Source organism: Streptomyces sp. NPDC001828 (genome assembly GCF_042892175.1).
GTDB lineage: Bacteria > Actinomycetota > Actinomycetes > Streptomycetales > Streptomycetaceae > Streptomyces.
This window is the reverse complement of the sequence record NZ_JBIATV010000001.1, coordinates 329,394-351,333: the sequence shown is the minus strand read 5'-3', so window position 1 is coordinate 351,333 and position 21,940 is coordinate 329,394. Positions and strand designations below refer to the sequence as shown.

The following is a 21,940-nucleotide window of genomic DNA, read 5'->3' as shown; positions in this document are numbered from 1 at the left end:
GAGCGTGATGAACAAGCCGCTGCGGCACATAGCCGCCTTCTGCGGGGTGATGGTGCTCGCCCTGCTGGTCCGGGCGACATGGGTCCAGTTCGTGAAGAGCGACACCCTGGCCAACGACAAGCACAACCGGCGGGTGGGGATCGACGCGTTCTCCCAGCCTCGCGGCGACATCGTGGTGGGCGGCCGGCCGATCACGGGGTCGGTGGCGACGCCGGGCTCCGACTTCAAGTACAAGCGGACCTACCAGGACGGGCCGATGTACGCGCCGGTGACCGGCTACCTCTCGCAGGCGCAGGGGGCCACCTTCCTGGAGGGCGTGCACGCGAAGGTGATGAACGGCAAGGACGACCGGCTGTTCTTCGACCGGGCCAAGTCCCTGTTCACCGGGGAGACCCCGCGCGGCGGCGATGTGATCACCACCATCGACCCGGCCGCACAGAAGGCCGCGTACGAGGGCCTGACGAAACTCAAGGCCAAGGGGGCGGTGGTCGCGCTCGACCCGCGGTCCGGCAAGATCCTCGCGATGGTGAGCACGCCCTCCTACGACCCGTCGGTCTTCTCCGGGATCTCCAAGAAGGAGGGCGAGGAGTTCCTGAAGCTCGACGCCGACAAGAGCAAGCCGTTGCACAACCGGGCGATCCGCGAGGTGTATCCGCCGGGGTCGACCTTCAAGATCCTCACCGCGGCCGCCGCCCTCGACCACGGCGTGGTCACGGACATCAACGCGGCCATGCCCGACGCGCCGGCCCCGTACACCCTGCCGCTCAGCACCACCAAGGTCGGCAACGACGTCGACAACTCGCTGTGCGACAAGGTGTCCCTGAAGACCGGCATGCAGTGGTCGTGCAACAACGTGTTCCTGCAAACCGCGTTGAAGACCGGCAAGGACAGGATGCGCGAGACGGCGGAGAAGTTCGGCTTCAACGAGGAGCAGTTCATCCCCGTCCGCACGGCGAAGAGCGGCTACCCCGACAAGCTGGACAAGCCGCAGACGGCGCTGACCGGCATGGGCCAGGGCAGCCTGACCAGCACGCCGCTCCAGATGGCCATGGTCACCGCGGGCATCGCCAACGACGGCAAGGTCATGAAGCCGTACATGGTCGACGAGCTGCGCGGTCCCGACCTCGCCTCGCTGGAGAAGTCCAAGCCCGAGGTGCTGAACCAGGCCGTCTCGGAGAGCACCGCGAAGAAGGTGCAGGAGATGATGGAGTTCACCGCGAGCGACGGCACCGCGAAGAAGGTGCGGATGGACGGCGTCACGGTCGGCGGCAAGACCGGCACCGCCCAGCACGGCGCCGATGTGCGCGAGCAGCGCCCCTACGCCTGGTTCGTGTCGTACGCCAAGCAGAGCGACGGCACCTCGCCGGTGGCGGTGGCCGTGTTCGTCGATCCCGCCGACATGGACATCCAGCGCTCGGAGATCGCCGGCGGCAAGCTGGGCGCGCCGATCGCCAAGTCGGTGATGGAGGCGGTCATGAAGAAGGGGGGTTAGGTCGCGCTGCGCTCGCTCTCCACTCTCAACTCCCTTTCCAGTGCGGCCTCGTGGGCGGGGTCGGGCTCCGCGACCGCCGTGCCGAAGCGGCCCGCGCGCAGCAGGTCGTGCCAGTGTCCGGGGCTCCAGTCGGCGGGCGGGGTGCTCTCGATGAAGTCCTCGACGAGGGCGAGGAAGCGGGCCGGGTCCGTGTGGAAGGGGAAGTGCCCGGCCCCTTCGAAGACTTCCAGCCGGCTGCCCGGCATGGCGGCGTGCGCGCGGTGGCCGTGGGCTTCCGGCACGACGCTGTCGCGTGAGCCCCAGATGAGCAGGGTGGGCATGCCCGCGGTCAGATAGCAGCGGTCGAGCATGGTGACGACCTGGCCGCGCGGGTCGACGACCGCGCGCAGGGTGCGCACGAAGACGCTGCGGGACCTGGCGTCGGGCAGCGCGTCCACCAGGCCGAGCAGATCCGGGGCGTCCTGGCCCAGGTCGGTGCCGAGCAGCCGCATCAGCTCGACGACGAGCCGGGTGGGCCGGCGCAGCGCGGGCCGCGCGAGCAGGGCGAGGACCAGTTCGGCGCCGGGGAGCGTGGCGGCGCGCAGCACCGGGTTGACCTCGCGGCCCACTCCCCCGGCGCCGACCAGGACGAGACGTTCGGTCAACTCCGGGTACTGGTAGGCGAATTGCATGGCCACGCCGCCGCCGAGGGAGTGTCCGACGAGGGTGGCGCGCTCGACGCCGAGCACGCCGAGCAGATCGCGCAGGCCGTTGGCGTAGGCGGCCACCGAGTAGTCGGCGCGCGGTTTGTCGGAGGCGCCGTGGCCGAGCAGATCGGGCGCGAGGACGGTGTAGCGGCGGGCGAGGCCGGGGATCAACTCGGCCCAGGTGGCCGAGGAATCGCCGATTCCGTGGATCAGCACGACGGGCGGACCCTGGCCCGCCGTGCGGTACGCCCGGCGGTAGCCGTGCACCACCCGGTGGCGCAGCCGTACGTCCTGGTCGTCCACCGGGCGCAGCCTGGTGCCAGTAGCCATCGACAACCTCCCCGATCCCGCCCGCACCACGTCCCCGTGCGCGTTCCCGTCCGCGTTCCCACTGGGTTCCCGGTAACGAGCGTAGAACCTTCACCGCATCCGCGATTACCAGCAGATTTCGCCACGGCGAAGCTCTGCCGCCGCACCCTTTCTGCCATGTACGGTTCAACCGCGCGCCGCACGGGTGTCCGTACAACGACGTTCTACGCGCGCAGACTTGGTGTCCCCACCACCTTGCCCCCACCCCTCATGGAGGTACGCAGGATGCTCGGAGCCAGCAGTTCCGCTCCCTCGCGCCGCCGGACCGCCGGTGTGCTGACCGCGCTCGCCGCGCTGGTCGTCGCCGGTGGCGCCGCGGCCCGGGCCGCCACCCCGCCCACGGCTTCCGCGCCGGCCGTCGCGGCGGCGGCCCAGCACCGGGTGCTGTTCGACAACTCCAAGGCCGAGACGGCCGGCAACGCCGACTGGATCATCAGTACCAGCCAGCCGGACCCGCTGGGCCAGAACCCCTCCCCCTCGGCCGAGAAGGACTGGACCGGCGCCCTGTCCTCCTGGGGCGTCGCGCTCCACAAGAGCGGCGGCTACGCCCTGAAGACGCTGCCTTCGGGCAACACGATCACCTACGGCACCTCCTCGGCGCTCGACCTGAAGAACTTCGACACCTTCGTGCTCCCGGAGCCGAACGTGCTGCTCAGCGCGGCCGAGAAGACCGCCGTGATGCAGTTCGTGCAGAACGGCGGCGGCCTCTTCCTCATCTCCGACCACACCGGCTCCGACCGCAACAACGACGGCGCGGACGCGGTGAAGGTCATCAACGACCTGATGTCCAACAACTCCGTCGACAGCACCGACCCGTTCGGCTTCTCGGTGGACTCGCTCAACATCGTCACCGACAACCCGAGGGCCATCAGCGACAGCGCCGACCCGGTCCTCAACGGCTCGTTCGGCAAGGTGACCGGCAGCATCATCCGCAACGGCACCACGGTGACCCTCAAGCCCGCCGACAACCCGGCCGCCAAGGGCGAGGTGTACCGCACCGGTTACTCCGGCAATACCGGCGCCTTCTTCGCCACCAGCACCTTCGGCAGCGGCCGCGTCGCCTTCTGGGGCGACAGCTCGCCCATCGACGACGGCACCGGCCAGTCGGGCAACACCCTGTACGACGGCTGGAACGACCCGGCCGGCACCGACGCGGCGCTCGCGCTCAACGCCACCGAGTGGCTGTCGGGGGCGGCCGGCAGCAGCGGCGGCGACCCCACGGGCTGCACCGGCGGCCAGCTCCTCGCCAACCCCGGCTTCGAATCGGGGAGTTCGGGCTGGACGGCCACCAGCGGCATCATCAACACGAGCGGCGGCGAGCCCGCCCACAGCGGCGCCTACAAGGCCTGGCTCGGCGGGAAGGGGACCGCGCACACCGACACCCTGTCCCAGCAGGTGACGGTCCCGGCGGGCTGCGCCGCCTCGCTCGGCTTCCAGCTGCACATCGACACGGCCGAGACGTCGAGCACGGCGTACGACACCCTCAAGGTCCAGGTCCTGAACGGCAGCGGGTCGGTCCTGGCCACCCTCGGCACGTACTCCAACCTCAACGCGGCGAGCGGCTACACCCAGCGCACCTTCGACCTCGGTGCCTACGCGGGGCAGACCGTGACCCTCAAGTTCACCGCGACCGAGGGCTCCAAGCTCCAGACGTCGTTCGTGATCGACGACACCGCGCTCACGGTGAGCTGACCCGGGCGCTCCGCCCCGGCTCCGGCCCGGGCGGACCGCGTCACCCCCGCAGCCGTACCGGCAGCGACTCGACCCCGTACACGATCGACAGCTTGCGGAAGGCGAGTTCGTCCGCCGGGACCGCGAGGCGCATCTCGGGGAAGCGGCGGGCCAGGGCGGGGAAGGCGGCGCGCAGTTCCATGCGGGCGAGTTCGGCGCCGATGCAGCGGTGGATGCCGTAGCCGAAGGCGAGGTGGCCGCCCGCCTTGCGGTGCGGGTCGAAGCGGTGGCCGTCCGGGGTGTGGGCGGCGTCGCGGTTCGCGCCGCTGAGCGAGCACAGCACCATGTCGCCCTTGGGTATGAGCCGGCCCGCGACTTCGACGTCCTCGCGGGCGAAGCGCGGGAAGGCCAGCTGGACGACGGTGAGGTGGCGCAGCGATTCCTCGACGAAGGCCGCGGCCGCCTCCTCGTCGTCCGCTATTCGCGCGAAGGCGTCCGGGTCCCTCAGCAGCACCAGGGCGCCGAGGGCCAGCATGCTCGCGGTGGTCTCGAAGCCGCCCGTCAGGACGCCGTCCGCCAGACCCGCGAGCTCATCGTCGCCGACGCTGTCGCCGTGCTCCTTGACGATCATGCCGATCAGGCCGTCGCCCGGGTTCTCGCGCTGCTTCTTGACGACATCGCGGAAGTAGGAGAGGGACGCGGACATCGCGCCGAGCGGGGCGGTGGCCCCGGCGAACAGGTCGAAGCGCTCCATGGCGAGCTGCTGGAAGTCGTGGCGGTCCTCGTAGGGCACGCCGAGCAGTTCGCAGATGGTGAGCGAGGGAATGGGCAGTGCGAAGGCCTCGACCAGGTCGACGGTGCCGTCCCCCGCCGCCTCCATCGCGTCCAGCCGCTCCTCGACCAGGGCGTCGATGCGCGGGGTCAGCCGGCGCAGGCGGCGCATGGTGAACTCGGGCGTCAGGATGCGGCGCAGCCGGGTGTGCACCGGCGGATCGCTGAATCCGAGCCCGCCGGGATGCTGCTCCTCGACGACGCCGGCGTTGCCCGCGAGGTGGGTGAAGTCGTTGCTGAAGCCGTCGGCCGAGCCGAGCACGGCCCTCACGGCGTCGTGCCCGGTGACCACCCAGGCGTCCATGCCGAACGGCAGCGGCACCTTGGTGACCGGCTCCTCGGCCTGCCGGGCGGTCAGCTCGGGCACCGGGTCGAGCCCGTCCCGGCGCAGCGGCATGAGCAGCGCGTCCGGCAGCAGCGAGATCGTGCCGGGGCCGATGCCGCGCTTCTGGATCCTGGCTAGGTAGGTGCGCCCGAGCCACAGGGTGACTCGGGAACGGAGATTTACCCTCAAGGCGGACTCCAAGGACAAGTTGTCCGGCCAGGACGCCGGGTACGGACTGAGTGGCTCAGGATAAGTGGCCCTGGGCGCCTCCCGGTCCGCCAGGGGCCGGGCTCCCGCGCGGTTTGCGGCCGCGACGCCCCTGGCGATCGCCTTCCGGGGCGGGGCGCCGTCCGGCCGGGCCGTGCTCCGAGCGGCGGTCCAGCGTTTGCGCGCACGATGGCGGAACTCAACTCGCCCTTCACACAAGGCGATCTACCGTGTGGTGCCATCCGCATCCGACCCGGGAGGAACCGTGCGTCTGCGCACCCTCGTCACCGCCGCCACCGCTTCGCTGGCCGTCGTCGCCTCGGTGACCGTCACCGATGCGACCGCCGCGGTCCGGCCGCCCGCCGGCGTCCCGCACGCCTGCTCCGCCTCCACCGCCCTCGAAGGCTTCTCGGACGGCCTGGACAAGACGCTGTTCCGGGGCACGGTCGTCGGCAATCTGTCCGGGCTCGCCGTGGACACCGACGGCACGATCGCCGCACTGTCCGACCGTTCGCAGCTGTTCAGCCTGAAGGTGGGCGGGCACCTCGCGGCCGCCCCCACCCGTGTCGTACCGCTCGCCGACGAGAAGGGCGCGCAGCTGGACTCGGAGGCCGTCGTCGTCGAACGCGACGGCACGCGGCTGATCACCTCCGAGGTCGAGCCGTCCGTACGCCGTTACGCCCGCGACGGCAAGCTCCTGGGCCGGCTGCCGGTCCCGGACGCCCTGCGGGTCGCCCCGGCCGGGCGGGCCATCGCCAACGCGACGTTCGAGGGCCTGGCCCTGCAGCCCGGCGGCCACACCCTGATCGCCTCCATGGAGGCCCCGCTCGCGGGCGACGCCAAGGACGCGGCCGGCCGCACCCTCGTCCGGTTCCAGACCTGGCACCGGGCCCGGGCGAAGGGCGACTTCACGCTCGCCCGGCAGTACGCCTACCCCGTCGAACCCAACGCGGGCGTCTCCGAGATCACCGCGACCGGCGACGGGCGGCTGCTCGTCCTGGAGCGCGGCTTCACCGCGGGCGTGGGCAATTCGATCCGCCTCTTCCTCGCCGACCCGCGCGGCGCGAGCGATGTGAGCGGGGTGGAGAACCTGCCGGGCCCCGCCCGTCTCGTCCGCAAGACGCTGCTCGCCGACCTCGCCGCCTGCCCCTCCCTCGGCGCCACGGCCAAGCAGCCGCAGCCCAACCCGCTGCTCGACAACATCGAGGGTCTTGCCGTGACCGGCCGCACCGGGGACGGCCGGCTGCGCCTCCTCCTGGTCAGCGACGACAACGAGAACCCGGTGCAGACCACCCGTCTGTACTCGCTGACCGTCCGGCTGCCCCGCCACGTCTGACCCGGCCGACGAGGCCTTGGGGTGTATTCATTCGCCTATGGCCCGTTTCAGACCGAACAAGTACTTTGTGCGTCATGTCATTTCGCTGCTCGTGATCCTGCTGGCCGCCGTCGTGGGGGTGCTGCTCTACTTCAACGAACGCGATGTCCGCCAGCAGGAGCACTTCGCGGGCGACACCCGCCCGGCGAACGGCGTGTACATCGACACCAGCATCCAGAAGGTCGACCCGGTCGCCCGGGAGCTGACGCTGCGCGTCCTGGTGCTCCCCCAGGGCTCCCTGCGCGAGAACGGCGACCCGTACACCCCGGCGGTCGACCTGCGGGTGGAGACCTCCTCGCTGATCCGGGGCACCCTCGACTTCAAGGCCGGGCGGCAGGTCAGCTACGAGGACGTGAAGGTGAGTCTCGACGGCGGTTCCGTCTCGGACTACCCCTTCGACCGGTACTCGACCACCATCGGCTTCGCCGCCGAGGCGGGCGGCAGGGAGGTGCCGGTCTCCCTGTCGCTGCGGGACGTCGACGCGTTCTTCAAGCCGACGATCGTCAGCCGCAGCCAGGACCACGGCTTCGTCGCGTTCGAGGTGCGGGTCAGCCGCTCGCGGGCCACGTTCATCCTGGCCTGGTTCATGATGTTCATCATGTGGGGGCTCGCCCTCGCGGTGCTCGGCGCCAGCTGGGTGATCATCGACCAGCGCCGGGGCCTGGTGTGGCCCGCGATGGCCTGGATGGCGGCGACCCTGTTCGCGCTCGCCGGGTTCCGCAACGCGGCGCCGGGCGGACCGCCGGTGGGCTGTCTGCTCGACTACGCGGCGTTCCTGTGGGCCGAGGCGATCATCTCCGCCTGTCTGGTGGCGGTCGCGGTGACCGGCATCATCTCCGAGACGCGCCACCGGGGCGACGAGGCCCCGGAGGTGCACGCCGACCACCACACCGACGCACACGCCGCGGGGGACGCGGGCGGCGACGGCGGCCACTGAATCCGGCCCGGGGGCGGGCGGGGGTCAACTCCCGCCCGCCGTGCACTACTTGAGGCCCGCGTCGAGAGCGTTCATGAGGGTGCCCGAGGGGGTGTCGCCGGACATCTCCCAGACGAAGGCGCCGAGCAGGTTCTTGTTCTTGATGTACGGCGTCTTGTGGCCGATCGACCAGGCGTCATCGAAGGACCACCACTGGCCGCCGTCCCCGGTGTAGCCGTACGTGGCGACCGCCTGGTCGTCGTGGTAGACGGTCATGCCGGGCACCGAGGCGATCAGGTTGGCGTAGCCACGTACGCCCGCCTCCTCGGGGAACTGGCCGGGCGCGGCCCCGGCGGCGCTCTGCCACGCCCCGTGCGCCCCGCCGTCCGCGACCGTCTTCCAGCCCCGCCCGTAGAAGGGGAAGCCGACGGCGAGTTTGCGCGGGTTGGTGCCCGCCGACAGATAGGCGGCCACGGCCGCGTCGACGCTGAAGTGGAAGGGGTAAGGGTCCTTGGGGTCGGGGTTGAGGTTGGCGGACTGGCCGGTGCGGTTCGGCTCCCAGGAGTTGTCGCTGCCCGCGCCGTGGAAGTCGTAGCCCTGGACCATGGCGTAGTCGAGCGAGGAGAAGACGCCGGAGCCCTGGGTGAGGTCCCAGCCCGCGCCGATCTTCACCGGGTCGGCGGGCGTGAACGCGGTGAGCAGCCGGTGCGGGCCGCCGAGTGCGTCGAGCTGCTTGCGGAACTCGGCGAGCAGCAGGGCGAGATGCGCCTTGTCGGCGGTGGAGTAGTGGTTGCCGGGGTGGCCGTCGGTGCCGGGCCACTCCCAGTCGATGTCGATGCCGTCGAAGACTCCGGCGCCGGTGCCGGGGCCGCCCGCGCCGTTGTAGAGGGGCAGGTTGCCCTTGATCCACACGTCGATGCAGGAGCTGACGAACTTCTTGCGGGAGGCGTCGGTGGCGGCGGCGTCCGAGAAGAACTTGGAGTAGGTCCAGCCGCCGATCGAGACGACGGCCTTGAGGTTCGGGTACTTGGCCTTCAGCTTCTTCAACTGGTTGAAGTTTCCGCGCAGTTGGCCCCATCCGTCGTCGGCCACCCCGTCGACGGACTGGGCGGCGGTCATGGCCCGCCCGTAGTCGGCGTCCGCGTCGCCCGCGCCGGTCCCCTCGTCGGGGTCCTGCGGGTTGCCGCTGACGCCCTTGGTGACGCCGGCCTGGCAGGTGAGGTTGGTGGGGTCGATGTTCTCGAAGGCGTAGTTGAGCACGTCCAGTCTGGCCGCGGCACCCGAGGTGTCGAGGTTCTTCACGAAGTACTGGCGGCCGTAGATGCCCCACTGCGCGAAGTAGCCGGCCTTCAGGTACTTGCCCTGGCCGACGAGGTCGTCGGTGGTGACGGAGAGCGCGGGCGAGGGGGCGGAGGCGTTGTCGGCGGCGTCGCGCGCCCGGACGGTGAAGGCGTACGTGGTCGAAGGGGTCAGGCCGCTCACGGTGGCGGTGGTGGCGGGGGCGGCGACCGTGGTCGCGAGGGTGCCGTCGCGGTAGACGTCGTAGGCGACCACGCCCACGTTGTCGGTGGCCGCGCCCCAGGCCAGGGTCACGCTGGTGGAGGACTTCGCGGGGGTGCGCGGGGCGCCCGGCGCGGTGGGCGGGACCGGATCGGAGGCGGGGTCGACGGTGGTCACCGCGAGCGGCTCGCTGCGCGGGCCGGGGTTGCCGCGGGTGTCCTTGGCCCGCACGGTGAAGGCGTAGCCGGTGGCCGGGGTCAGGCCGGTGACGGTGACGGAGGTGGTGGCCGTGGTGGCGAGCACGGTGTCGCCGGCGAGCACCTCGTAGGAGGCCACGGGGTGGTCGCCGGCGGTGGCCGGGGTCCAGGCGAGCGAGACGCTGTGCGCGGTGACGGCGCCGGCCTGCGGCTTGCCGGGCGCGGTGGGCGGTGTGTCGGGGGTGCCGTCGCACTTGTCCCCGTTGACGGTGCAGCCCGTGGGGGTGCCGAGCGGGCCGTTCGCGACGAACCAGTAGCTGTAGGGCTCGGTGGTGCCGCCGGGCGGGACGGTCGCGTTGTAGTAGGCGTTCTTGACGCTGACGTGGCGGCCGGTGACGGTCGCGTCGCCGTTGTAGTGGCCCGTGACGCTCACCCCGGCGGGCAGGTCGAACTCCAGGGCCCAGCCGGTGACGGGCGCCGAGGTGGCGTTGTGCACGACGAACGTGCCCTTCCACCAGGACCCGTTGTCCTGGGCGGCGAAGGTGGCGGTCAGGCCGGAGGCGGCCGCGGCGGGGGCCGCGCCGAGTCCGGTGAGGGCGGCGAGCGGCAGCAGGAGCGCGGCGAGCAGGACGGCGAGTCTTCGCCGGCGGCGCGCGGCGGCGGAACGCGGTGCGGACATGGTTCTCCCTGCGGTGAGGTGGGGGTGCCAGGGCTGTGCAGAACCGTGTGCCTTGCGGAGCGGTGCGGGTGACCCGCCCGATGCGACGCACCGTAGAAGGTCTGGACCAATCGGTCAACGGGTCGCGCGGTACGAGCCGTCGCGATCCCGCCGCCCGCGCCGCACAACACCGCCGCCCCGGCCGGAAGGAATCCGGCCGGGGCGGCGGGGTGCTCAACTGCGCTCCCCCGCAGGGGAGTCGGGGTCAGGCGAGGGTGGCGATGGCCTGGTTCAGGGTCGCCGAGGGGCGCATGACAGCGGAGGCCTTGGCGGCGTCCGGCTGGTAGTAGCCGCCGATGTCGACCGGCGAGCCCTGCACCGCGATGAGCTCGTCGACGATGGTCGACTCCTGCTCGCTCAGCGTCTTGGCCAGAGCCGCGAACGCCTCCGCGAGCTGGGCGTCCTCGGTCTGCTTGGCCAGCTCCTGCGCCCAGTACAGGGCGAGGTAGAAGTGGCTGCCGCGGTTGTCGATGCCGCCGAGCTTGCGGCTCGGCGACTTGTCCTCGTTGAGGAAGGTGCCGGTGGCGCGGTCGAGGGTGTCGGCGAGGATCTGGGCGCGCGCGTTGCCCGTGGTCGTCGCGAGGTGCTCGAAGCTGACCGCGAGCGCGAGGAACTCGCCCAGGCTGTCCCAGCGCAGGTAGTTCTCCTTGACCAGCTGCTGGACGTGCTTGGGGGCGGAGCCGCCGGCGCCCGTCTCGAAGAGGCCGCCGCCGTTCATCAGCGGGACCACCGAGAGCATCTTGGCGCTGGTGCCCAGCTCCAGGATCGGGAACAGGTCGGTCAGGTAGTCGCGCAGCACGTTGCCGGTGACCGAGATGGTGTTCTCGCCGCGGCGGATGCGCTCGAGGGAGAACGCGGTCGCCTCGACCGGGGACATGATCTCGATCCGCAGGCCCTCGGTGTCGTGCTCGGCGAGGTAGGCGCGGACCTTCTCGATGAGGACGGCGTCGTGGGCACGGCCCTCGTCCAGCCAGAACACGGCCGGGTCGCCGGTGGCGCGGGCGCGCGTGACGGCCAGCTTGACCCAGTCCTGGATGGGCAGGTCCTTGGTCTGGCAGGCGCGGAAGATGTCGCCCTCGGCGACCTCCTGCTCCAGGACCACGTTGCCGGCGGTGTCCACGAGGCGGACGGTGCCCGCGGCCTGGACCTCGAAGGTCTTGTCGTGGCTGCCGTACTCCTCGGCCTTCTGCGCCATCAGGCCGACGTTGGGCACGGAGCCCATCGTGGCCGGGTCGAAGGCGCCGTGCGCACGGCAGTCCTCGATGACGGCCTGGTACACGCCGGAGTAGCTGCTGTCCGGAAGCACCGCGAGGGTGTCGGCCTCGGCGCCGTCCGGGCCCCACATGTGGCCGGAGGTGCGGATCATGGCCGGCATGGAGGCGTCGACGATGACGTCGGACGGCACGTGCAGGTTGGTGATGCCGCGGTCGGAGTCGACCATCGCGAGGGCCGGGCCCTCGGTCAGCTCGGCCTCGAAGGCCGCCTTGATCTCGGCGCCGATGTGCGGCACGTTGTCGAGGCCCTTGAGGATCCCGCCGAGGCCGTCGTTGGGGGAAAGACCGGCGGCGGCGAGCACGTCACCGTACTTGTCGAAGGTCTTCGGGAAGAAGGCGCGGACCACGTGGCCGAAGACGATGGGGTCGGAGACCTTCATCATGGTGGCCTTCAGGTGCACCGAGAACAGCACGCCCTCGGCCTTGGCGCGGGCGATCTGCGCGGTGAGGAACTGGCGCAGCTCGGCCACGTGCATCACGGACGCGTCGACGACCTCGCCGGCCAGCACCGGTACCGACTCGCGCAGCACGGTGGTGGTGCCGTCGGCCGCCGCGAGCTCGATGCGCAGCGAGCCGTCCTCGGCGATGACCGTGGACTTCTCGGTCGACCGGAAGTCGTTCTCGCCCATGGTGGCGACGTTCGTCTTCGAGTCGGAGGTCCACTTGCCCATGCGGTGCGGGTGGGCCTTGGCGTAGTTCTTGACCGACGCGGGGGCGCGGCGGTCGGAGTTGCCCTCGCGCAGGACCGGGTTGACGGCGCTGCCCTTGATCTTGTCGTAGCGCGCGCGGACGTCCTTGTCCTGGTCGCTCTTCGGGTCGTCCGGGTAGTCCGGAAGCGCGTAGCCCTGGGCCTGCAGCTCGGCGACGGCGGCCTTGAGCTGCGGGATGGAGGCCGACACGTTCGGCAGCTTGATGATGTTCGCGCCGGGCGTCTTCGCCAGCTCGCCGAGCTCGGCGAGGGCGTCGTCGATCCGCTGGCTCTCCTCGAGGAACTCGGGGAAGCTCGCGATGATGCGCCCCGCGAGCGAGATGTCACGGGTCTCCACAGTGACACCTGCGGTCGAGGCGTACGCCTGGATCACGGGCAGGAACGAATGCGTCGCCAGGGCCGGCGCCTCGTCAGTGTGGGTGTAGATGATGGTCGAGTCAGTCACCGGGTGCTCCGCTCCACGTCTGCAACATTGCTCGACATCAAGATATCTCGTGATCGCACCGGGTCACGACGGGCCCCCGGCCCGGCCCCCTGATGCGCGGGGCGGGCCGGGGGCCCCGAAGGCCCTCGGCTCACGGGCGCACGGCACGGGCCTCGAAACGGCCGCGGCCCAGTTCTATGACGAAGGAGACCTGCTGTCCCTCGGACAGGGTCCTGGTCTCCCCCTCGATGTCCTCCCGGCGCACGTAGATGCCGTCGTGGTGCCCGATCGGCACGACGAATCCGTATCCCTTCTCCCGGTCGAAGTACTGGACGATCCCGTCACACCGCTCGTTCATGCCTCGCTCCTCGGGTGATCGCTCCACGGCTTGGCGAGCCGAGCCGGGAAGGGCGAAACCGGCTCGGTTCGCCAAGGATGGGGACGGGACGCGGACAACCGCGCCGGAACAGGGCCTGCCCGCGATGGGGCTCCCGCCGTCCCTGCGGCGGAACCGTCCATGGCGCCGGCCGCGGCCGGCCGCCCGTCGAACCGGACAGGTTCCTTGCCGGTAGGTATACCGCCGTGCTCCGCGTTTGATACCTCCCCCAGGGCCGCCGTCGCCCAGGATGCGGGGAAGGCGGGCCCGGCGTATGGCCCGCGTCAATTCGGGCGGGCGGACCATCAGCGGCCCGTCAAGGTACGGGGTCATATGTGGGCCGCACCCCTAGCGTCCCGACCCATGGGACAACAGACCACCCGCAGTGTGGCGGGACACGGCGCCGCATCCCCCGGCGGTGCCGAAGCGGTGGTGTACGACACCACCTGGGCCGGTGAGGCCCGCTCGGCGGCGGGGTGCGCGGCGGTGCTGCTCGGCCTCCTGCTGGCCGTCGACACCGTGGCCGGAACGCTGGACCTCGCGCGCGGCGGGCTGTGGAGCCTGCTGGCCGCCCTGCTGTTCGCCGTGCTCTGGCCGGCCCGGGTGTCGGCGGGCCCGGGCCTCCTGGTCTCGCGCGGGCTGCTGCGGCGGTCCGGGGTCCGCACCGACCGGCTGGTGTCGGTGCGCTGGTCCGACGGCGTCGCCCAGCGTCTGGTGCTGCGGGACACCGAGGGCCACCGCGTCGAGATCGACCCGAAGGTGCTCGTCGCCAATCCCCCGCTGTGGCACATCCTCGACCGGGACGCCCGCACGAGCCGCGACCGGAACGTGCTCTGCTGCGGCGAGACGGCCCTGCGCCAGCTGGCCGCCCGGGTGGACAGCGAGACGGCCCGCGCCGTGTGCGAAGTGTCCGGCCTCCGGTAGCGCCCCCGGCGCACCTTGCCCGGGACGCGCGCCCTGGCGCACCCGGCCCACCTGCGAGGACACTCGGCCCATGGGGCAGGATGGCAGCCCGTTCCGGGTGTCCGACGGTGTCCGTCCGCCCGAACGAGGCTCCAGGCAGCACGATCTGACAGGTGACAAGGTGACGACACATCACATACGGCGGTCGACGGCGCCCCTCGTTCCACCCTCCTCTGCTCAGCCGCGGGAGGGTGTCCGTTGAACCGGGGTCTCGTCCTGCACGACTGGGTGGTGGCGGCCACCGCTCTGACGGCGGGCATCGCGGCCGGGCTGCTGCTCCGCGTGCTGCTGAGATGGCTGGGCATCCACGCCCGCAGAACGCGCTGGAGCGGGGACGACGTCATCGTCGACGCGCTGCGCACCATCGTCCCCTGGGCGGCCACGATCGCGGGCATGGCGGTGTCGGCCTCGGCGCTGCCGCTCACCGCCCGGGTCGCGGGCATCGTGAACCATTCGCTGACCGCCCTGCTCGTCCTCATCATCACGTTCACGGCGGCCCGGGTGATCGCGGGACTCGTCCAGTCCGTCGCGCACTCCAGGACCGGGGTGGCCGGCTCGGCCACGATCTTCGTGAACATCACGCGCGTCGTGGTGGTCGCGATGGGCGTCCTGGTCGCCCTGGAGACGGTGGGCATCTCCATAGCCCCGCTGCTGACCGCCCTCGGCGTGGGCGGCCTCGCGGTCGCCCTGGCCCTCCAGGACACGCTCGCCAACCTCTTCGCCGGGGTGCACATCCTCGCGTCGAAGACGGTGCAGCCCGGTGACTACATCCGGCTGAGCAGCGGCGAGGAGGGCTATGTCGTCGACATCAACTGGCGCAACACGGTGGTGCGCAACCTGGCGAACAACCTCGTGATCATCCCCAACGGCCGTCTCGCCCGTACCAACATGACCAACTACGCCCGTCCGGAACAGGAGTTGACGGTCCTGGTGCAGGTGGGGGTCGGCTACGACAGTGATCTGGAGCACGTCGAGCGGGTCACCCTGGACGTCGTCGACAGCGTGATGACGGACGTGACGGGCGCGCTGCCCGGCCATGAGGCCGCGGTCCGCTTCCACACGTTCGCGGACTCCCGGATCAACTTCACGGTGATCCTGGGGGTGGGCGAGTTCAGCGACCAGTACCGGATCAAGCACGAGTTCATCAAGCGCCTGCACCGGCGCTTCCAAGCGGAGGGCATCTCGATCCCGGCTCCGGCCCGGACGGTCTCGCTCCAGCGGGACCCCTTCGAGCCGCCCGCCCCGGCGTCCTTCCCGCACCAGCGCGAGGCGCCGCCTGCCACCCTCGCGGGCCTGCCCGACCCCTCGGAGCCGCCGTACTAGAGGGTCCGTTCTCGCAGGTCAGAGGCGTTGTCGGCGGCCGGTGGTAGCGTCGGACGCATGACGCCGGAAGAGCTCGCCAACCTCACGCATCTGCGCCGGGCACGCGATCTCATCGACCGCGAGTACGCCAGGCCCCTGGACGTTCCGACCATGGCCCGGCACGCGCTCATGTCCCCCGCGCACTTCTCGCGACAGTTCCGGGCGGCCTACGGCGAGACCCCGTACAGCTATCTCATGACCCGCCGGATCGAGCGGGCGATGGCGCTGCTGCGCGGGGGCATGAGCGTGACCGACGCGTGCATGACGGTCGGCTGTACGTCTCTGGGCTCGTTCAGCTCCCGTTTCACCGAGGTGGTGGGCGAGACCCCGAGCGCGTACCGCCGCCGGGCGCACGAGGCGGTGTCGGCGATGCCCGCGTGCGTGGCCAAGGTCCACACGCGCCCGACGCGCGAACGCCCGAGCGCGCCGAGCGCGCCGAGCAGGATCCGAGAAGCGGGCGGCAACGCCGCGGCCTAACGTGGGCGGCATGACGATCGCTCTCCAGTACTGCCACATCACCGTCAACGACCCCGACGAGTCGCTCGGCTTCTACCGCGACGCGCTCGGCCTGGACGTGCGCAACGACGTCTCCGCGGGCGGGCACCGCTGGGTGACGCTCGGCAGCGCGACCCAGCCCGGTCTGGAAATCGTGCTCTCGGACCCGCACGCGGGCCGTTCGCAGGCCGACGGCGACACGATGCAGGAGCTGCTCACCAAGGGTGTCCTGCCGATGTTCGTCTTCCGCACCGACGACCTCGACGCGACCTTCGAGAAGGTGCGGGCCTCGGGCGCCGAGGTGCTGCAGGAGCCCATCGACCAGCCCTGGGGCCCGCGCGACTGCGCCTTCCGCGACCCCTCGGGCAACCTGATCCGCATCCAGCAGGAAGCCAAGGGGTAGCCCGGCGAATACGCCCGATCCCCGGGGCCGCCCGGCCGCCGCGTGAGAGACTGCGCGACACCTGCATGTCATGAACAAGTCATGTGCAGGCCATCTCGCACCGCCCACCCACGCGGCGCGCAAGGAGAAGGGCAACGACGCCATGTTCACATCCCCCCACAAGGGCTTAGGCCGGGCGAGCCTCATGCTGGGCGCGGCCCTCGCGTCGACCGTGCTGTGTGCCACGGCGAGCGCCGCGGCGCCCTCGGCGGCGCGCGGCGCCACGGCCGCGGACGCCGTCCCGCTCGCGGGCACCGCCATGCTCGCCAGCGCCCAACACGCCTGCCCCGTCGTGTACTTCGACCTGGGCGAGACCCTGGTGCACACCGCCGAGGACGGCAGCACCGGCTATCTGCCCGGCGCGGCCTCCTATCTGCGCGCCCTGCGCGAGCACCACATCCGGGTCGGCCTGATCACCAATGTGCCGCCCTCCTGGGGCGCGACCGACGCCGAGCGCGCCGCCCGCCTCAAGAAGGAGGTCGACGCCACCTGGAGGGGCTCCGCGCCCTTCGCCTGGCAGGACTTCGGCGACCGGATCCTCACCCCCCGTACCGACGCGGAACGCAAACCGGCGCCCGTCCTGTGGCAGCGCGCCATGGCCGGGTCGGGACGCTGTCGGCTCGTCTACCAGGCGGAGACGGCCGAGGAGGTCGGCGTCGCCGCCGCGCAGGGCTATGTGCCCTACCAGATCGGACGGCCCCACCGGCCCGAGTTCCTGCCGGTGCGTCTCGTCGAACTCCTCGGCCGCACCTCCCGCTGACCGTCGCCCCCGCGCCCGCTGAGGCACGCACACCTCAGCGTGGTCGCGCCCCCGCCGCGTCCACGGGCCGGGGCGCGGGGCGCCCGGGGGCGGCGCGGTCCCGCTTCACCAGGCCGCTGCGCAGGAGCAGTTGGAAGGCTCCGAGCAGTACGGCGGTGGCCAGCGCGCTGTGCCACAGCAGGGCGTCCAGGCGCCCGGCGGAGAGATAGGCGCCGGCGGCGACCGCGGCGATGGCGCACACCGCGCGGTCCACGATGCTCTCGACCGACAGCAGCGTGGCGCGCGGGGCGTGCGCGGGCATCGCGTCGTTCACGAGTTTGCGCTGCACCGGGTACGCGAACCCGGTCGCGGCGGCGAACAGGCAGAGCAGCGCGACCACGGTCCACGCTCCGCCGAGCGTCATGGCCGCCAGGGTGGCGGCGAGCGCGATGCTGAGGACCGACACCCAGGCGACCGGTGTCAGACGGCGGCCGAGCCACTGGGGGCGGGCCGAGCCGACCGCCTCGGCCACCGTCATCGCGGCGAGCACTCCGCCGCTGGAGGCCTCGCCGATGCCGTGGTCGAGCAGGATCGGCTGGAACAGGTTGACCTGGCAGATCCGGGACAGCGTGAAGAGGGCCACGCCCTGCACCATCACCAGGGCCAGCCACGGCGACGAGGCGACGCAGCGCAGCGCGGAACCCGCGTCCCGCAGGAACGCGCCGCGCCCGCGCCCGCCGTCCGCCTCCCGAGTACCACCGTTCACCCGGGCGATCCGGGGCAGCGCGACGGCGCAGGCCAGGGAGCCCGCGGCGCTGGCGGCACTGAGCACGTAGGGCGCCGCGTGGGCGACGGCCATGAGCGGTCCGACCAGCGGCCAGCAGACGACCTTCGCCGCGAGCCCGAGCGCCCGCGCCGTGCCCTCGGCCTTCAGATAGTGCTCGCCGCACTTCTCGGCCCGCAGCCCGTCGTAGAGATAGGCACTCGCCGCCCCCGACGTGAGCGAACGGCCCACCGCGATGGCGAGGAAGTGGACGAGGAAGCCGCCGTACGAGGCGCTGAACACCGGCGCCAGGTTCGCCGCCGTCATCACCACCGCCCCGGCCCTCAGACAGTTGCGGGCGCCGATCCGGTCGGCGATGAGACCGGTCGGGATCTCGAACAGGCAGAAGGCCACGTAGTAGATGCTCTGGATGCCGAAGATCTGCCCGTCGGAGAGACCGGCCTCCCTCTGGTACGCGTAGAAGACCGGCATCCACCACAGCAGGTTGAACAGGAGCTGGAAGCCGTAGTTGAGCCGGACGATCCGGCGGGCGGTCTCCGTGAGGCCACCGCCCGCCGCGCCGCCGGGGCGCCTGCGCGCGAGATGCGGGCTCACAGCGCGTAGGGGCGGATCTGGACGAGGCGGAAGTCGCCCCCGTCGGTCATCAGCCACTCGATGTCCAGCGGCCGGTCGAGGTCGTCCGCGCTGAAGTGGGACTGGAGCAGCCGGCCGGTCAGGGACAGGTCGGCGAGCCGGGCGCGGGTGGCGGCCGGAAGGCCGTCGCCCCAGGAGCCGAGCGCGACCGTACGGCCGCCGCCCTCCACCGTGTTGTACAGGTACTGCTGCGGCAGGACCGAGCCGTCGACGACCTGCTCCGGGGAGCCCGGCGAACAGTTCAGGTAGACGTTGCGGAAGTCCTCGCGGCGGGTCGGGTCGCAGGTCACCAGGACGCCTCCGAGCGAGGCGGGCACGTACTCCTGGATGATCACGCCCATGTAGGTGTCGTCGAGCGAGATCCCGACCTGGTGGCGCAGCCGCACGCTGCGCGGCGACACCAGGGACGCCCACACCTGGCGTACCGCGTCCAGGAGTTCCCCGGTGCCGCGCACGGCGGTGACCGAGTCGTAGACCCCGGCCGCGGAGAAGCCCGGCAGGTCCTCGGCGTTGGACGAGGAGCGCACCACCAGGCGCCCGCGCGCGGCCGACGGCACGGGAAAGGCCTGCATGATCTGCCGGGTGACGGACTCGGGAACGGGTGTGTGCCGGATGAGCTGCTGGAGTTGCAGACAGAGCGAGTCCAGCACGTCGGTGGCGTCGAGTTCGAGGGCCATCTTCAGCTTGCCGATGCCCTGTTGGAGGGCGGGCGACGAGGCGAGGAAGTGCTGCTGGAGCGCGAAGGGGAGAGCCACGCCCTCGGGGGCACCGACCGTGGTTGCCACGAACTCGGCTGCGGCCGAACGGAGTTGGGGCACGGACGGGCCGTCGACGCCGAGGCGGGCGGCCAGGTGGCCGTAGAGGTCCTCGCGCGGCGGGCGCGGCCGCCCGTAGAAGGCGGTGAGGTCGGCCGTCCGGCTGTCGAGTACGTGGTGCAGCTCGCCGAGGTTGGCCGCCTTGGTGCCGTACCGGTCGCGGTCGGCGCCGCGCAGCCGGTGCAGGGACAGCACGGGGGCGTCTTCGAGCAGGGGTGGTTCCAGGCGTATGCGCTGCTGGTGCCAGGCCGGGGCGCGCAGCTCCGGTTCGCGCTCCAGCGGCTCCACGGAGATCTCGTTCTCCGAGACCCGGTAGAGGATCCAGGTCCCGTCGAGGCCGTCCGCGCCGACGAGCTGGTCGAGGTCGAGCACGATCGCGTTGGGTATCCCCCAGCCGGAGGCCAGGACGTTGGTGTGCGAAAGCGGCGTGATCGGGGCCGTGTTGAGGAATCCGGCCACCCGGGGCACGTCGTCGGGCAGGCACGGCATGGCCACGATGTCCGCCCAGCCGAGTCCGGCCTCGGCGGCCGCGTACTCCTCGTGCGTACGGAAGTGACGCAGCCGCCCGGTGGCCTCGCCGGGGTTCAGGGGGGTGCGGGTCCTGGTGCCGAAGAGCTCGTGGCTCAGGATGCGCGGCACCCGCAGTTCGCTGATCGCCGCCAGCTCCTCCTCCTGCCCGTGGTTGGCGGGCTTGAGGAGCACCGGGAGCCTGCCGTCGACCCGGGTCCGCACGAACTCGTAGAAGAATTGCAGCAGTTGGCCGTTCATGGTGTCGGCCTCGGTCGTCTCCAGGACGAGGAAGGTGCGTTCCCGGCCCTCCGCGTCCTCGTCGGTGTGCAGCGACAGCACACCGAGCAGGAAGCGGCGCTCGGGGTCCATGTAGACGGAGGCGTTGAACGCGTCCAGGGTCGCGTCCAGTTCGGCGAGTTCCATGCCGAGGACGCGGGTGGCGATGTAGTTGACGTGGAAGGGGTGCGCGGCCGTGTCGAGGAGGTGCCAGACGTTCTCGGCGCGGTCGACGACGACCTTGAGGTAGGGATGGCCGGCCAGGACGCCGGAGAGCGTGCGGAAGAGCGGCAGGGAGAGGTTCTCGCCGATGACCGTGCGGTCCGTGGCCGGTTCGGGGGCGTCGGTGAACAGCGCGGTGGTCACAGGGACACCTCCGCGCGCCGCGCCTCGGGCAGCACCCGGGGCAGGGCGTCCACGAGCGTCTCGAAGTCGCGCAGCACCGTGCGCGGGTCGGTGGCGGAGAGCAGGCATAGGGCCGCCATGGTGTTGGCCCCCGCGGCCGGGTCGTAGACCGGCACGACGCTGCCGTCGGGCAGCGAACCCTCCGCGACCACGGACAGCTCGCTGCCCGGGCTGAGCGGCACGCGCGCGGCGACCGCCGGGAAGTCCCAGATCCTGCGGTCCTGCCAGGCCTCGCCCCGGCCGTCGACCGCGAGGACGACGAGGGAGCCGGCCGCGCCCCGCGCCCGCTCCGGGGCCAGGGCCTGTTCGGGCCACTCGACCGGGCGCCCGAGGAGCTGGTCGACGAGCATGCCGACGAGGTCGAGCCCGAAGACCTCCTCGATCTGCGGCACCGTCATCGCGCCGCCGAAGCGGGCGGCCGTCTCGATCAGCCACATGGCGCCGTCCGCGCCGAGCTTGATCTCGGTGTGCGTGCCGCAGTCGCGAAGGCCGAGGGCGTCGACGGCCCGGCGGGCGAGGGCCACGATCCGGTCCTGGGCGTGCGGGGAGAGCAGCGCGGGGGTGATGCCCGCGCGTTCGGTGAACGGCTCGACCGTGGGCATCCGGCCACTGAGGCAGACCGGGTGGAAGACGCCGTCCGCCACCACGCCCTCGACGCTGACGTAGTCGCCCCAGCCGGGCTCGTCGAACCAGTCGGACACGGCGCCGGTGACGATCTGCTCCACCACGAAGTCGGCGTTGGCCTCGGCCACATGGAGTTCCGCGTATCCCAACTGGGCCGATTCGGCCATGACTTCGCGTGAGCGGCGCCAGGCGGCCGGGACCTCGTGCGGGGAGCGGATGATCTGGTGCGCGGTGGACCCGGCGCTCCAGGCCGCCTTGAGGAGCATCGGGTAGGGCAGCACACGGGCCGCCTCGTGCAGGTCCCCCTCCGTGGCGACGGCACGGAACTCCGGCTGTGGCAGGCCGTGCTGCTGCCAGGTGCGCCGCATCAGGCGCTTGTCGCGGGCGAGCGCGGCGGCGCCGCCGGCCCCGGCGAGACCGAGCGCCTCGCACGCCTCGGCCACGGCCACGACGGCGTACTCGGAGAAGGTGAGCACCGCGTCCGCCCCCACGGACTCGGCCCGCGACACGATCAGTGACACCAGGTCGGAGCGCTGCGCGTCGGCGGGCGTCACGACCGAGGCGCACAGTGTCCGGGCGGCATCCGCCACACCGGGAGGAAGAGCGCTGAGCGCCAGCAGGTGCACTTCCGCCCTCGCCGCCGTCCGGGACAGGACGTGACCGAGCGGCGGACCACCCTTGGCATGCACTAACAGCACCTTGCTCACTGAAGTTCGTCTCCATTCGTCCGTCGGGCACGTGGCGTACGCGTCGCTCGCGTCGCACGTGCCGTGTGTGCCGTACGCGTCGTCGTACGGACCGTGATGTGCGCCCGGGCGTGTG

At 71.6% G+C, this 21,940-nt stretch carries 17 protein-coding genes; 9 read left to right on the top strand and 8 right to left on the bottom strand.

The annotated features are described in order from the left end of the window. Window positions 1-7 precede the first annotated feature (7 nt). The gene (locus ACFYZA_RS01675) at window positions 8-1,492 is read left to right on the top strand and encodes a peptidoglycan D,D-transpeptidase FtsI family protein (RefSeq protein ID WP_388486247.1); all 1,485 of its coding nucleotides are present in this window, start codon (window positions 8-10) and stop codon (window positions 1,490-1,492) included. Here the strand turns inward: ACFYZA_RS01675 and ACFYZA_RS01670 are convergent. Beyond that, window positions 1,489-2,508 carry an alpha/beta fold hydrolase gene (locus tag ACFYZA_RS01670; protein WP_388486245.1) on the bottom strand — a complete coding sequence of 340 codons (1,020 nt, stop codon included), beginning with the start codon at window positions 2,506-2,508 and terminating at the stop codon, window positions 1,489-1,491. The two genes, ACFYZA_RS01675 and ACFYZA_RS01670, sit on opposite strands and share 4 nt — an antisense overlap. A 264-nt stretch (window positions 2,509-2,772) precedes the next feature. Between ACFYZA_RS01670 and ACFYZA_RS01665 the strand changes: the two genes are divergently transcribed. Continuing rightward, entirely contained in the window at window positions 2,773-4,239 is a 1,467-nt protein-coding gene (locus ACFYZA_RS01665; protein ID WP_388486244.1) for a hydrolase, read from the top strand. A gap of 40 nt (window positions 4,240-4,279) precedes the next feature. Here ACFYZA_RS01665 and ACFYZA_RS01660 read toward each other — a convergent pair whose 3' ends face one another. After that, window positions 4,280-5,563, bottom strand: a complete 1,284-nt coding sequence (locus ACFYZA_RS01660) for a cytochrome P450 (RefSeq protein ID WP_388486242.1) — start codon at window positions 5,561-5,563, stop codon at window positions 4,280-4,282. Between the two features lie 283 nt (window positions 5,564-5,846). Here ACFYZA_RS01660 and ACFYZA_RS01655 point away from each other — a divergent pair, with 283 nt between their 5' ends. Both ACFYZA_RS01655 and ACFYZA_RS01650 read left to right on the top strand, forming a co-directional pair. Then, entirely contained in the window at window positions 5,847-6,917 is a 1,071-nt protein-coding gene (locus ACFYZA_RS01655; protein WP_388486239.1) for an esterase-like activity of phytase family protein, read from the top strand. A gap of 67 nt (window positions 6,918-6,984) precedes the next feature. Then, window positions 6,985-7,893, top strand: a complete 909-nt coding sequence (locus ACFYZA_RS01650) for a DUF4436 family protein (RefSeq protein ID WP_382587637.1) — start codon at window positions 6,985-6,987, stop codon at window positions 7,891-7,893. Between the two features lie 45 nt (window positions 7,894-7,938). On the opposite strand, the gene ACFYZA_RS01645 is transcribed toward ACFYZA_RS01650, so the two are convergent. The 3 genes from ACFYZA_RS01645 to ACFYZA_RS01635 all read right to left on the bottom strand — a co-directional run bounded on the left by ACFYZA_RS01645 (window position 7,939) and on the right by ACFYZA_RS01635 (window position 13,052). Further along, window positions 7,939-10,248, bottom strand: a complete 2,310-nt coding sequence (locus ACFYZA_RS01645) for a glycosyl hydrolase family 18 protein (protein WP_388486236.1) — start codon at window positions 10,246-10,248, stop codon at window positions 7,939-7,941. A 244-nt stretch (window positions 10,249-10,492) separates the two neighbouring features. Then, a complete protein-coding gene (locus tag ACFYZA_RS01640; RefSeq protein ID WP_382587641.1) occupies window positions 10,493-12,715 on the bottom strand; it encodes an NADP-dependent isocitrate dehydrogenase in 2,223 nt (740 codons plus the stop codon). Window positions 12,716-12,845: 130 nt separating this feature from the next. After that, on the bottom strand, window positions 12,846-13,052 hold the full coding sequence (locus tag ACFYZA_RS01635) for a cold shock domain-containing protein (protein ID WP_382587643.1): 207 nt from the start codon (window positions 13,050-13,052) through the stop codon (window positions 12,846-12,848). 381 nt (window positions 13,053-13,433) lie between these two features. On the opposite strand from ACFYZA_RS01635, the gene ACFYZA_RS01630 reads away from it, so the two are divergent. The 5 genes from ACFYZA_RS01630 to ACFYZA_RS01610 all read left to right on the top strand — a co-directional run bounded on the left by ACFYZA_RS01630 (window position 13,434) and on the right by ACFYZA_RS01610 (window position 17,092). After that, window positions 13,434-13,994 carry a hypothetical protein gene (locus ACFYZA_RS01630; RefSeq protein ID WP_382587645.1) on the top strand — a complete coding sequence of 187 codons (561 nt, stop codon included), beginning with the start codon at window positions 13,434-13,436 and terminating at the stop codon, window positions 13,992-13,994. 237 nt (window positions 13,995-14,231) lie between these two features. After that, window positions 14,232-15,356: a mechanosensitive ion channel family protein gene (locus ACFYZA_RS01625; RefSeq protein WP_382587647.1), complete on the top strand. Its 1,125-nt coding sequence runs from the start codon at window positions 14,232-14,234 to the stop codon at window positions 15,354-15,356. A 57-nt stretch (window positions 15,357-15,413) separates the two neighbouring features. Beyond that, the gene (locus tag ACFYZA_RS01620; RefSeq protein ID WP_388486233.1) at window positions 15,414-15,872 is read left to right on the top strand and encodes a helix-turn-helix transcriptional regulator; all 459 of its coding nucleotides are present in this window, start codon (window positions 15,414-15,416) and stop codon (window positions 15,870-15,872) included. Window positions 15,873-15,882: 10 nt separating this feature from the next. Further along, window positions 15,883-16,293 carry a VOC family protein gene (locus tag ACFYZA_RS01615; protein ID WP_388486230.1) on the top strand — a complete coding sequence of 137 codons (411 nt, stop codon included), beginning with the start codon at window positions 15,883-15,885 and terminating at the stop codon, window positions 16,291-16,293. A gap of 70 nt (window positions 16,294-16,363) precedes the next feature. Continuing rightward, window positions 16,364-17,092, top strand: coding sequence for a hypothetical protein (locus tag ACFYZA_RS01610; RefSeq protein ID WP_382587653.1), 729 nt, complete (start codon window positions 16,364-16,366; stop codon window positions 17,090-17,092). A 34-nt stretch (window positions 17,093-17,126) separates the two neighbouring features. On the opposite strand, the gene ACFYZA_RS01605 is transcribed toward ACFYZA_RS01610, so the two are convergent. Genes ACFYZA_RS01605 through ACFYZA_RS01595 form a run of 3 tightly spaced genes read right to left on the bottom strand, consistent with a single transcriptional unit; the run spans window position 17,127 to window position 21,825 of the window. Continuing rightward, entirely contained in the window at window positions 17,127-18,449 is a 1,323-nt protein-coding gene (locus ACFYZA_RS01605; RefSeq protein ID WP_388486228.1) for an MFS transporter, read from the bottom strand. Beyond that, entirely contained in the window at window positions 18,446-20,455 is a 2,010-nt protein-coding gene (locus ACFYZA_RS01600) for a PEP/pyruvate-binding domain-containing protein (RefSeq protein WP_388486225.1), read from the bottom strand. Before ACFYZA_RS01600 ends, ACFYZA_RS01605 begins: the two co-directional genes overlap by 4 nt. After that, window positions 20,452-21,825, bottom strand: coding sequence for an acetyl-CoA carboxylase biotin carboxylase subunit family protein (locus tag ACFYZA_RS01595; protein WP_388486224.1), 1,374 nt, complete (start codon window positions 21,823-21,825; stop codon window positions 20,452-20,454). The genes ACFYZA_RS01600 and ACFYZA_RS01595 overlap by 4 nt, the downstream gene beginning before the upstream one ends. Window positions 21,826-21,940: the final 115 nt, after the last annotated feature.